The sequence below is a fragment of the Veronia nyctiphanis genome, from assembly GCF_004116385.1.
Classification (GTDB): Bacteria; Pseudomonadota; Gammaproteobacteria; order Enterobacterales; family Vibrionaceae; genus Veronia; species Veronia nyctiphanis.
Genome location: NZ_PEIB01000026.1, coordinates 1 through 12,813, shown reverse-complemented (window position 1 = coordinate 12,813; position 12,813 = coordinate 1). Strand labels below are relative to the sequence as shown.

The window sequence follows — 12,813 nt, the reverse complement described above, 5'->3', positions numbered from 1 at the left end:
CTTGAACTGGCGAAGGCCTGGGACCCGCCAGTCACACATCATGCTTGCCGCCAGTTTCAGGCAGACCAAAGTCTTCCGGAAAGTATTTCAACGCACTGGTCACCGGATAGGGGGTCATTCCGCCCATCGCACAAAGCGAACCCTGCTCCATTGTTTCGCACAGATCCACCAGCAGTTCATGTTGCTGCAGTTTTTCCTCTGGCTTAGAAGCCTCAACCAGCCTGTCTATCACTTCGGTCCCGCGCACTGAGCCAACTCGGCACGGAGTACATTTACCACATGACTCTTCAGCGCAAAATTCCATAGCAAACCGCGCCATGTAACTCATGTCTATGCTTTCATCGTAAGTCACGATACCGCCGTGCCCGAGCATTGCGCCGCGCTCTGACAGCGCTTCATAGTCTATGTCGACATTCCACTGTGCCTCAGGTAAATAGGCACCTAAAGGACCGCCAAGCTGCGCTGCTTTCAATGGCTTTCCTGTTCGACTTCCGCCACCAAAATCGTAAATTAGGTCACGAAGAGAAATACCAAAAGCGAGCTCAACCAATCCCGGGTGTTTGATATTTCCAGCAAGTTGCAACGGCATGGTGCCTCGCGAGCGGCCTTGACCAAAATCGCGATAGTAGCTCCCGCCTTTTGACATAATGATAGGTACAGAAGCGAGGGAAATAACATTGTTAACCACGGTAGGTTGGCCAAAAAGTCCTGAAATGGCAGGTAAAGGTGGCTTACTTCTTACCAGCCACGCTTTCCTTCCAGGCTCTCCATCAGTGACGTCTCTTCTCCACAAATGTATGCCCCTGCCCCTACCCTAACTTCCAGATTAAATTTAAAACCCGAGCCCAGCGATATTCTTACCAAGCATCCCGTTCACTTCTGCTTCAGCAATGGCAGCTTCCAGCACTTCACAGGCGTCTGGGTACTCTGAGCGAAGATAGATAAATCCCTGTGTCGCACCGACAGCAATACCGCAAATGGTCATTCCTTCGATTAAGCAAAACGGGTCGTTTTCCATCAACATACGATCGGAAAATGTGCCGAGTCGCCTTCGTCCGCATTGCAGATGACATACTTTTGTTGTTCGGGCTGATCAGAGACGGTCTGCCATTTGATTCCGGTCGGAAACGCTGCCCCTCCCCGACCACGCAGTCCTGATTCTTTAACTTCATCAAGAATTTGTTGCCGAGTTTTTGTCAGCGCATTACGCAAGCCTTGATACCCACCATGTGATTGGTAGTCATCTATATCGAGTGGATCAATGATCCCTACCCGCTCAAATGTCAGCCGCGTTTGCTTTTTCAAATAAGGGATCGATTCAGTTAAACCGAGATAGCGTGGATGTTCCGATAACTCGTCGCTGTTAGCGTCAAAATCAAACACAGACAGCGACATTAACTCAGTAACATCATCAGCATTGACAGGGCCAAAGGCAACACGACCTTGCTCAGACTCCACTTCCAACATCGGCTCAAGCCAATACAGCCCTCGAGATCCATTGCGAACCACTGTCACTGATGGATTTGCGTTCTGAACTGCGCTTGCGACCTCGTTAGCACCTTTAGAGACAGCACTACTGTCACGGGGCACGAAAATGCGTTTAATCATATGACTTTCACCTCAATCCGTTCCGCTTTAATCGAAGCCAACAGCGCTTCAAAACGCTCTTCCGTCATGTCACCATGAAGTGTGTCGTTAATGCGAACAGAAGGTGAATTGGCACAGTTACCCAGACAATACACGGGCTCCAACGAAAACTGCCGATCTTTTGTCGTTCCGCGATAATCCACATCAAGTACGTCAAATGCATACCGTTCAAGCTGCCTCGCCCCCATAGACTGACAAGACTCTGCACGGCAAATTTGAACAACATTTGCTCCGGGAGGTTCTTGTCTAAAATCATGATAAAAACTGATTGTGCCATGCACATCTGCTTCCGAAAGGTTCAGCACCTTAGCGATTACTGGAACGGCAGCCGGCGGTATATATCTATATTTTTTTTGAATGGCATGGAGAACCGGTAATAAAGCACCGGGTTTGTCCTTTAAGCCTGAGACAATATGACGGATATCAGTCAGGATACCGTCATAAGGTACATTAGTTTCTGCTTTCATTATTTTAACCTGACAATTGCTCACATTATAAGTTTAGCTTTTACAACTAAAAAAGCAGTTATATCTTTAAGACTTTATCAATTTTCAATTATTGATAGGTTTTACTTTACAAATTATAAAAAATTATTAACAAACAATCACTTAAATCTAAGGGTGAAGTTAGTGGCCTATCTGTTTCAGATATATGTGGTTATTTTATTATCTGGTTCTTAATAAATAACCAAAACAACACTTTCATCAATTTAAAAATAGTTTATTTATAAAAAGAAAATATTTGTTGCCTATGCATTTCAATTAACAATTTATGGAGAAACTCTTTTATTAGCACTTCTTTTCATAATAATTAATGTGATTCTCAAAGATAGAAATAAATCTTAATATTGAATAATATTTAGTGTCATGTACATTTATTTTTATTAAATATTGACACGCATTCTAAGGGCTCTAACTTAATTAGAAATTATGAGAAATTTTCAGCACAAAAGTATGATGCAAACGCTTTATATATTAATGAGCTTTAATTGAGTTTACTGATATGCTTTCTATTCGGTAGATCGAAAATGAAATCAGGTATAGGCTTGATATAAACGCAAAAAAAACATGTCTATATATAATGACACAAAATAACAGTTTTTAAAATGTGATGGAGAAAATCGATATAGAAACGCTGGCATTTCATCGTAAAAAGTATGGACTAACACGGAATAAACATACAAAAGAATTTACATGTTTTCATTGTTTTTTCTCTGTGTACTTTGAGGGAAGTAGGTATGCTTGAGAATGTAAAAATCACCAAGAAATTTCCATTCATCATTATCTCGTTCGCTATTACCGCATCATTTTTAATTGGACTTACTGCCTATTATTTTGCTGCGCAACAACTTGAAAATGCTGCTATATCAAAACTCTATTCATTACTTGACTCAAGAAAGTCGGCGCTCAACGCTTATTTTCAAATGATCGAGGATGACCTGCGTTATCAATCACAAAGTATCACCATCCGATCATCAATGATTGACTTTCAATCTGCTTGGCGGGGCCTACCTGAACCCAAAAAAGAGACGCTACAAACACTATATATTGATAAAAATCCATTCCAGTCTGAACAGAAGAGCGCGTACTTAGACGCTGGAGATGACTCTTTATACACTTACATCCATACAAAATACCATCCTGCATTCAGACACCTTTCACTGACCAAGAAGTATTACGATGCGTTCCTGGTTGATCCCTTTGGTAATCTTCTCTATTCGGTGAGAAAAGAACAAGACTTCGCCACAAACCTCTTAAAGGGTCAATGGAAGGACACAAAGCTCGCGGAACTTTTTAGGCAAATTAATCGCAATCCAGTGCAGGGTGAGTTGAGATTAACCGATTTCCAGCCTTACCTTCCAAGCAATAATGCCCCCGCGAGCTTCATGGGGACAGCCGTGTTTGACGCCTTATCAAACTATATTGGTGTCCTTATTTTCCAAATGCCTATTGAGCCGATGAATGATGTTATGCAGGTAACAGCAGGTATGGGTGAAACTGGGGAAGTTTTTGTGGTCGGCAGAGATTTATTGATGCGCAGCGACTCACGCTTTATTGAGGGCCGCAGCATACTCAACACAGAAGTGGACACTGAAGCGGTAAACCTCGCACTTAGGGGGCTATCGGGTACGTCTGTCAGTGAAGACTATCGTGGTATTGTGGTTTTTTCAGCCTACGCGCCGTTTAATTTTATGGGATTAGATTGGGTGATCATTGCTGATACTGAAAAAAGTGAAATTCTCGCCCCACTTAGAAAGCTTGGACAAATACTCATCGCTGTTGGCTTGGTGTCATGTCTGGTAATTTTTCTCATCGGTTACTCTTTGGCTTCCGATATTTCCAACCCGATTGTTGCTATGACAGAAACAATGCACCGTCTTGCTCGTAACGAACTAAACATCAATATCAATGTGTCTGAGCGGCAAGATGAGGTGGGCACGATGGCAAAAGCGATGGAGGTGTTCAAGGCGAACGCAATTGAGAGAGACAAACTCCAGAAAAAACTGAGCCACATGGCGCATCACGACATGTTAACTGGCCTGCCAACGCGTCATCTGATTATGGATAGGTTGAAACAGATAACTGGTGAGGCAGAAAGAGGCAACAAAATGTTCGCTGTCATGTTTGCAGATCTTGATAACTTTAAATCAGTCAACGACTCACTCGGACATCACCGAGGGGATGAGGTCATTCAAGCGACGGCAAATATTCTCTTAGAGTCCGTTCGAGAGGACGACTTTGTAGGTCGACTGGGAGGCGATGAGTTCATTGTTATTCTCAAAGAACTGGATAACGTCGAGACAGCTTACCGTGTCGCTGATAAATTGGTGAAAGCAACAGCCCGTGGCCTTGAATTAATGTGCCATAACCTTGGCGTTACACTGAGTTTGGGCGTGGCCATCTACCCGACTGACAGTCGGAGCGCACAAGATTTGATAAAAATGGCTGATAAATCAATGTATGTGGCTAAACAGAACGCCAAGAATCAGTATTTTCATTAATGTTCTGACCCAGCATGAATGAGGATCGAATCGATCCTTATTCACTCCGTTCTTCACTTCATCTTGCGGACAGATAACGATTTTTCAGTATGACAACTTGATTAACCAAATGTTACCCAAAGACTTATCCACTGAAATTGTGGGTAACTTTATTTAAAAGCAGAAAATCATAGACTTACAAGCCAGTTTTAGTGATGTGAATCAAGTTGATGATATTTGAGCTATATCATTTTTCACTATGATCCATCTCGGTGTGAATGCGACCGCCAACTGGCATGATTTTTTATGACAATTAGAAAACAACCCCTCCCTGATACATAAGAAGATCACAGATATATTCCGTGCGCCTCTGTCGCTTTTGTCTTGGTGTCATCAAACGGGTTTGACGGTGGTCTGTGTCACCAGTTTACGTAAAAGGACCGCTTCAGGTATTTCAACGCCAGCTTCGCTCACGGCATGCGCGGCTAAAGCCGTCGAAAACTTCAACGTTTTCGACTGAGACCAACTGTTTATCTTACCCCAGCAAAGCCCCGCCACCAGAGTGTCGCCTGCACCAACCGAGTTGACCACATTCACCTCAGGAGGAATACTTCGCATCCATTCTCCGTTTCTGAGCCAAAGCACCCCTTGTGCACCACAAGAAACCACCACGTCTTTGATGCCAAGCGCCGCAATTTCCGCACCATGCTGAAGCACTTCTGCTTCACTCGTTAACGGCTTTCCAATCCAGCCTGATAACTCATACAGGTTAGGTTTAACCATCGAAGGTAACGCTTTTACGCCTTTATCAAACGCATCACCACTGGCGTCAAACACGACGGTTTTACCTTGCATCACAAGAAAGTGGATCCAACCCGCGAGGCGAATTGCTGAGACACCATTCGGTAGGCTGCCTGAAAATATGAAGGTTTTGTGCGTTCTCGCAAGACCTGATAAAAGTTGACCAAGTTTATCTAGCGTAGACGCTGGTAAGGTGAATCCGGAAAAGTTAATCTCGGTCAACTGTCCATCAGCATCGGTCAGTTTGAGGTTAGTTCTATTCGAGCCTTCGACGCGAAGCATTTCATCCGTAATGCCGTGTTGCATAAACATCTGCTCGAACATTTCGGCATTGTCCGCACCGATAAACCCCGTGAGCGTCACCTCTGCGCCAATTTGAGAAAGTACACTCGCGACGTTGACACCTTTCCCGCCGGGTATGGTGTTATCTGAGTGAACTCGATTAAGTTCGCCAACCTCTAACTTTTGGAGTGACCCTGTTTGATCAATGGCAGGGTTCAGGCAAACAACAACGGCTTTTTTATCGGCCATAGAAACCACCTTTTTTATTGGCAGTTTCAATCAATTCATTTTTTTTAGACAGCGCGGTAGACCCAAAAAGTTGATTAACAATGAATAATAATTCTTGCATATAGTGCTTCAGTAGTTCGTATTTTTAGATAGCATGCTGAGTGCATTTTGGCCTATTTGCAACAATTTATCTGTACTCGAAACTGAGAATGGCAGCAAAGTCGTGACAGTTTTGTCTCATCCTTGACCAGCCTTAAATTTGTTGATGTATGCTTAGTCATCCGATTGAGGCGCATTATTTGCCTTGCTCTTCGCAAAGGTTTCAACCAAATCGATCGGTATGGGGAAAACAATTGTGGAGGTTCGTTCATTAGCAATTTCAGTCAATGTTTGCATATACCGGAGCTGAACTGCATTAGGTGCTTGGTTTAACACATTCGCTGCTTCAGACAATTTAGCTGACACCTCCAGTTCACCCTGCGCATGAATCACCTTCGCGCGACGGTTTCTTTCAGCCTCAGCCTGCCGCGCTAACGCCCTGACCATACTGTCATCAAGATCGACATGTTTTACCTCAACATTGGCAATTTTAATTCCCCAATTGTCAGTATGTTGATCAAGGATACTTTGTAAGTCTTTATTTAGTCTATCGCGTTCTGACAACAATTCATCCAGATCGTGTTGACCCAATACTGATCTCAGCGTGGTCTGAGATAACTGACTGGTTGCCTCGTGGTAGCTTTCCACATTATTGATTGCCATTTGAGGGTCCAGTACTCTGAAATAGACCACAGCGTTGACTCTGACGGACACATTATCACGTGTGATCAAATCTTGTGTTGGCACATCAAGCACTATGGTGCGCAAATCTACTTTTACCATTTGCTGAATAACGGGGATCAAAATAACAAGCCCAGGACCTTTCACACCCTGAAAGCGACCAAGAAAAAACACTACTCCGCGTTCGTATTCGCGCAGAATTTTAAACATGTTGAAAAGAAGAATAACAAGCAGTACTAGAACCACTAACGCCGTGTAAATGATCATCTTAACGCTCCCGTTAACTGTCTTTACTTTCAGTGTCAGTCCATCAACATTCTCCACAATGACTGACTGGCCTTTTTCCAACGTATTGTTACTTTTTGCGTTCCATCGCTCACCGCCTAATTGCACTGCCCCCTGCCCATTTACAAAATCATCAAGCACCTTGGCTGTTTGCCCGATCATTGTCTGAACACCTGTGACGACCTGCTTACGCCTAGATGTAAGCAACATAGTCAACAAAACAACAATCAGGAACAGGGAAAACAGTGAAACACCGACAATAATGGGTAACGCGATCTGATAACCCTCAACATCGCTGTCAAACAAAAAGACAGAACCAAAGACAAAGGCAGTGAGCCCACCAAGCCCGAATAAACCAAAGCTGGGGCTGAATGCCTCCGACACCATAAGCGCAATGCCCAGCAAGATGAGCCCCAACCCGGCATAATTAAGTGGCAACATTTGCAATGCGTACATACCGAGTAACAAAGAAATGCCCCCCAATACTCCTGCAAGACCAACACCCGGGCTGTAAAACTCAAGAAGAAGGCCGTAAATGCCTATCATCATTAATATGTAAGCAACATTCGGATTTGTGATAACCGCAAGGAACTCAGCACGCCAATCGGGTGCCCGCTCTATGAACAACGGTTTTTCAAAATAAAAGACACTTTCTCGTCCGTTAATTAACAAAGTGCGCCCGCTCGCTTTGCTGACTACCTCATCAACTGAGTTAGCGACTAGGTCAATCACGTTTAGCTCAAGCGCTTCCGCAGCATTGATGCTGGCCGCTTCGCTCACTGCTTTTTCTGCCCATACTTCGTTTCTACCATGCAGCCGAGCCAGCCCCCTTATGTAGGCTTTGGCATCATTGATGACTTTTTTCTCCATCGCAGTATCAGCAGGCACCTCAGCCTCTGAATTTGCTTCCTCTTTTTCGTTTTTGCCGTTGCCTTCACTTTCTTTGTTATCGTCAAAAGCGGATGGCTGAGCGCCACCGATAGATACCGGTGTTGCAGCACCAAGATTTGTAGCCTCAGCCATCGCGGCTATTTGGCTAGCTAACAAGATATATGTGCCAGCACTTGCCGCTCTCGCTCCCGTCGGACCAACCCATGTTGCAACAGGTATGGGGGATGAGGTGATTGCGCGGATAATGTCTCTCATTGCGGCATCAAAGCCGCCGGGTGTATCCATTTTCAGAATAACGAGATTAGCGCCTTGTTCACTCGCCGCTTTAATTTCACGACTGACATAGTCACTGGTGGCTGGTCCGATGGCACCGTTGATGGGTACGACCCAGATATCGCTGGCAGATATCTGCGGAGAATAGATGTAGCAGCAAAGAAATAACAGTATGACTCTCTTCATGTTTCCTCACCTAACGACAGGGTCGCTCGCTTAAGTAAGTATAGAAGGCACGAAGATAAGAGAATTGGGTAAGCCGAATTGTGCGGGTTAGAGCTCACTCAAACGTTTTTTACAGTGATTGAGGCAAAGTGCCTGAATGAGGAGCTTCGACTGCTTGTTCATACAGCGAAACTCCGCAGCACACAGTCCACCTTGCTCAAAAAGCTGTTCCAGCTTGGACAAAGGAATATCAAGCTGAACACTCGGCTCCGGCTGATTCTTTATCTCTGGTGTTGCCTCCCATTCCTCTACGGGGATTCTTTTATGGAGAGTTGCCATTTACGACTCCTGAAAGTCATGTTGTCCTTTCGTTACTGAATCGTAAATGAGAATAGTTACCATTACAAGTTTAATCACAGATCTCAGCACTGATTGAGCGGACATCATCGCTTTTGTGATGTTGTAAAGGATGTAAGCAGCCGGATACGAGGTAACGACCCGGCGTATCGCCTGCAATTTTGCGAAAGAAACTAATGAAAGCACTTACACTCGAGAAATCGAGGCTTTTCGCCACATCGGTAACGGGGGAGCCGTTTGATAGTAGGCAAATGGCCTCGTGAAGACGCCAGCGTTGTCGCCAATATTGGTAAGCCATACCTGTCTCACGTGTGAAAATTCGGCTGATGGTCTTCGAACTCGCACCAATATCACGTGCCATTTCTTTGAGCGGCTGCGGCTTCATTTCCCCTTCTTGGAGTGCATACAGCCAATCAATCAGCCTTCTGTCTTCCGGGTAAACAAGTGAAAGTGACTCAGACTCAAGCATGTTCATTTCGTCACACAATACTGTGAACATGGGCTGCTGTTGACGGATAGGCTTATCCCAATTCCACAGCACCATTCGCTCTATAAGCTCTCTCATCAAGCTGTTTGTATCAACGATTTTGATCGTTTTAGGAAACAGTGAGGAAACATTCTGATGAACAAAAAGTGAACGATAGGACGTTCCCTCACTGGTGCGCGTTGTATGTTTCACACCCGGTGGAATCCAAATTGCCCTTCTCGGTGGGACAATGTGTTCCACGTTACCCACAAAAATAGAAATGAAGCCATCTACCACATACAAAACCTGTGCTTTCTTGTGTTGGTATTGATGAGTGCTACCCGAATCATTACTCGCTGTCAGGCCTATTACCAAAGAATTCAGCTCGTCAGCATCAATGAGCAGGTCTGTTTCAACGATAGCCATATCACCTTGCCTGGTTATTCGCCACCAAAATAAGCTATGTTCATTGACCTATCTTACTGGCGTTTTAACATCATGAATGCCACAAATAGTGTGCGGCAGTTACATTTATAGGTTTGAGTGAATATACGGATAGCTTGCTGAATATGGTTTACTTTTTATTGCTCAAACAGTAGATGACAATCCAGACAAAGGACTCGTCACACCCATACCTCCTTGTTGGAGTATATGTGTGTATATCTGCGTTGTTCTTACATCTGAGTGACCGAGTTGTGCTTGAACAGTTCGAATATCAGCTCCAGACATCAAAAGGTGGGTAGCAAAAGAGTGCCTCAACGTATGTGGACTCACATGCTTCTTAATTCCCGCCTCTTTGGCCGAGCGAGTAACGGCACGCTGGAGTTGTTTTTCATCGATATGATGTCGACGAACGCTCTCTGATTCAGGGTCGACACTGAGTTTTGACGATGGAAAGAGGTATTGCCAACCTAACATTTTACACTGCTGTTGATACTTTTCTCTGAGCCTATGTGGCATCCACACTCCTGAAAAGTCTGTATTCTGCAAATCCCTCTTCAACTGCTCATCCACAAGACGTATTTGAGTATGCAGGCCATCAAGTAACTCGGCGGCAAGTGTCACAACCCGATTTTTACCGCCTTTACCATCCCAAACTCGGATGCACTTATAGTCAAAATCAATATCCTGTGTTCTAAGGCGAACGACTTCCATCACCCGAAGACCGCTCCCGTACAACAACGCACAGGGGAGGTACGTACGGTCATCACACTGCCTGAGGAGCCGCGCTACTTCATCTTGTGTCAGTACGACAGGTAACTTTCTCTTCTTTTGACTCTTTATGAAGTGAAGCTCGACTGAGAGCGGCTGCTTTATTATCTCGCGATAGAGAAATACCAGCGCATTAAGAGCAGAAGCCTGAGTGGATGCGGCGACATCTTTGGTGTGAACTAAATGATTGAGAAACGCAGTGACCTGACGATCACCCATTTGGGCAGGATGGCGCATATCATGAAAACGAATAAAAGCGGCTATCCAGCGAATATAGCTCTTGATGGTACGTTTGGCGTACCTTCGTTCATACATAAATTCACTGATCATTGTTAAAAAGACAGACCGCATAACAAGCCACCAGAAACTGTATATAAAGACAGTGTTAGACGTTTTGTCCAATATAATTCATATTTCCCGTTTTGGTGTTTTTTCACGGAGAATTTTGTGAGACAGTGCGAAAAATCCAATTTATTCATAATGTTAACGCTATCTTTGAAATGTTAACAGAATTATATTGGACAAAGTGTTTGAATTATATTGGACACTTTGGGGTTTATTACACTGTTATCCCTCATCAAATTTAGAATTTTGAGTCTCAAGGTTTAGTCGCCAAATTTCTCTTTTCATAGCCGCAGGTTTGTGTCGAAACCTGCAAACAACCTTTGTTTGAGTGACGTGTCTGAAATTACAATCACGCAGTTGAATTCAGGTTCGGGTTGTTGTCTCTTGGTGGCTAAAACACGGCTTGCGGCAAGATTAAGCGCGGTAGCTTTTTCAAAAGGCGCTGGCGGCAAGCCGCGAAAGACATGGAGCAAGGGCTAACAAATGCAGTCACAGGACAAAAAACCGCTCCGCCATTTATTGCCTGTGCTGGCAGGCGTTATATTTCAGGGAGAGATTAATGAAAATTTTTACTTTCTTTATTCTTTTCTTTAGTTCCTTGCTGCAAGCAAATGATATTGTATTTCTTGGGTCACCTTTTTCAGTAGTCGAAAGCGAAAAGTCATGCGATAAATATGTAGAAAGCGGTATTTGTATGGATGTTGCTTTTGAATTGAAATATAACGTCTACGAGTGGTACAACGAAAATCCTGAACCAGAAATTATTGAGTTTATAGGGTTCACTCATTCAAGTGGTTTACCTAAATTCACTTCGTTCAACTTCTCTTTAGTGCACTTGAAAAAGGTAAATGATCACTATTTGGTAAAAGACATCAAGCCTGTGGTTGAATTAAAAGACGAGTATATTATTTGTGTAGATAAGCAACTGCCATATTTTAGTGAGTGTATAAATAGGCAATCAGTTACGAGCTACTTGGATCTCAGCAACTGAAATATAACAAGTTAATTAAACAATGGACGCAAAACAGCAGGCTTGCGCTCATTCTTCGCTTAGTTTAGCCTGCTATTTTCCGCCGTTTATTAAGGCGTTATCCCCCGTCAATTTTAGAGTTTTCAGCCCCAAGGTTTAGCCGCCAAATTCCTCTTTTCATAGCCGTTAGTTTGTGTCGAATCCCGCGAACAACCTTAGTTTGAGTGACGTGTCTGAAATTCTAATCACGCATTTGAATTCACATTCAGGTTGTTGTTTCTTGGTGGCTTAAAAACGGTTTGCGGCAGATTAAGCGCGGTAGCTTTTTGGAAAGGTGCTGGCGGCAAGCCGCGAAAGACATGGAGCGAGGGCTAACAAATGCAGCCACAGGACAAAAAACTGCTCCGCCATTTTTTGCCTGTGCTGGCAGGCGTTAAATGCCAGAGGTAACTATGAACCCTGATCAATTTATCAGAAACATAAAAGCTGAGATAGAAAGCTCTGTATCTCTTTATGCTCAAGGTTCTGAAGGTCAAACTGAGATTGGTACTAAGCTAGATTCTCTCAACCTTAACCCTGAACTAAAGGCGGAAGTTGTATCATTAATCGAGCTGGCTATTAAAGAGTCTGTCTATAACCTAATGAGTGGTCTTGAGGGCTCAGCTTCACTAGCTGGTACTCAAGAAATATATAAAATCACGGATGAAAGCGGCAACGAACTTTCAGGTGAACTTGACGTAATATTCTATGAACAAGTCATGGAGTAAGCATTTAACAAGAGCATAAACGGGACGTTTACTCGCGGTGCATTTTTCATAGAAACACTGTGATTCAGGCGTTTCAATCAGTTTGGGCTAGTAAACGCCCGTTATGCTAACGTTATCCCCTATCGATTTTAGAGTACTAGTCCCGCAGCTTGATCGCCAAATTCCTCTTTTCATAGCCGCAGGTTTGTGTCGGAATCTGCAAAAAACCTTTGTTTGAGTGATATGTCTGAAATTCCAATCACATATTTGAATTCGCACTCAGGTTGTTTTTTCTTGATGGCTTAAACACGGTTTGCGGCAAGATTAAGTGCGGTAGCTTTTTCAACAGGCGGTGGCGGCAAGCCGCGAAAGACATGGAGCAAGG

10 protein-coding genes and 2 pseudogenes are annotated in these 12,813 nt (G+C 43.9%); 3 read left to right on the top strand and 9 right to left on the bottom strand.

What is annotated here, in order from left to right; genetic code table 11:
- Nucleotides 1-31: 31 nt before the first annotated feature.
- From CS022_RS26565 to CS022_RS17510, 3 genes and pseudogenes are all read right to left on the bottom strand, one after another.
- Nucleotides 32-793 carry an NADH-ubiquinone oxidoreductase-F iron-sulfur binding region domain-containing protein gene (locus CS022_RS26565; protein ID WP_235869574.1) on the bottom strand — a complete coding sequence of 254 codons (762 nt, stop codon included), beginning with the start codon at nt 791-793 and terminating at the stop codon, nt 32-34.
- A gap of 39 nt (nt 794-832) precedes the next feature.
- Nucleotides 833-1,395, bottom strand: a pseudogene (locus CS022_RS26560) (hypothetical protein).
- Nucleotides 1,396-1,604: 209 nt separating this feature from the next.
- The gene (locus tag CS022_RS17510) at nt 1,605-2,114 is read right to left on the bottom strand and encodes a formate dehydrogenase subunit gamma (RefSeq protein WP_129123362.1); all 510 of its coding nucleotides are present in this window, start codon (nt 2,112-2,114) and stop codon (nt 1,605-1,607) included.
- 770 nt (nt 2,115-2,884) lie between these two features.
- On the opposite strand from CS022_RS17510, the gene CS022_RS17505 reads away from it, so the two are divergent.
- Nucleotides 2,885-4,648, top strand: coding sequence for a diguanylate cyclase domain-containing protein (locus CS022_RS17505; RefSeq protein ID WP_129123361.1), 1,764 nt, complete (start codon nt 2,885-2,887; stop codon nt 4,646-4,648).
- A gap of 372 nt (nt 4,649-5,020) precedes the next feature.
- Here the strand turns inward: CS022_RS17505 and CS022_RS17500 are convergent, their stop codons facing one another.
- The 6 genes and pseudogenes from CS022_RS17500 to CS022_RS17475 form a co-directional block, all read right to left on the bottom strand.
- Entirely contained in the window at nt 5,021-5,959 is a 939-nt protein-coding gene (locus CS022_RS17500; protein ID WP_129123360.1) for a 1-phosphofructokinase family hexose kinase, read from the bottom strand.
- Between the two features lie 252 nt (nt 5,960-6,211).
- Nucleotides 6,212-6,985, bottom strand: a complete 774-nt coding sequence (locus CS022_RS17495) for a slipin family protein (RefSeq protein WP_129123414.1) — start codon at nt 6,983-6,985, stop codon at nt 6,212-6,214.
- Between the two features lie 21 nt (nt 6,986-7,006).
- Nucleotides 7,007-8,353, bottom strand: a pseudogene (locus tag CS022_RS17490) (NfeD family protein); the annotation flags it as partial.
- Between the two features lie 87 nt (nt 8,354-8,440).
- Nucleotides 8,441-8,671, bottom strand: a complete 231-nt coding sequence (locus CS022_RS17485) for a hypothetical protein (protein ID WP_129123359.1) — start codon at nt 8,669-8,671, stop codon at nt 8,441-8,443.
- 70 nt (nt 8,672-8,741) lie between these two features.
- Nucleotides 8,742-9,581 carry an AraC family transcriptional regulator gene (locus tag CS022_RS17480; RefSeq protein WP_129123358.1) on the bottom strand — a complete coding sequence of 280 codons (840 nt, stop codon included), beginning with the start codon at nt 9,579-9,581 and terminating at the stop codon, nt 8,742-8,744.
- A 162-nt stretch (nt 9,582-9,743) separates the two neighbouring features.
- Complete coding sequence (locus tag CS022_RS17475) at nt 9,744-10,718, bottom strand: integron integrase (protein WP_129123357.1); 975 nt, start codon at nt 10,716-10,718, stop codon at nt 9,744-9,746.
- 553 nt (nt 10,719-11,271) lie between these two features.
- Here CS022_RS17475 and CS022_RS17470 point away from each other — a divergent pair.
- Together CS022_RS17470 and CS022_RS17465 are read left to right on the top strand one after the other, a co-directional pair.
- The gene (locus CS022_RS17470; RefSeq protein WP_129123356.1) at nt 11,272-11,703 is read left to right on the top strand and encodes a hypothetical protein; all 432 of its coding nucleotides are present in this window, start codon (nt 11,272-11,274) and stop codon (nt 11,701-11,703) included.
- A 416-nt stretch (nt 11,704-12,119) separates the two neighbouring features.
- Nucleotides 12,120-12,449 carry a hypothetical protein gene (locus CS022_RS17465; protein ID WP_129123355.1) on the top strand — a complete coding sequence of 110 codons (330 nt, stop codon included), beginning with the start codon at nt 12,120-12,122 and terminating at the stop codon, nt 12,447-12,449.
- Nucleotides 12,450-12,813 lie beyond the last annotated feature (364 nt).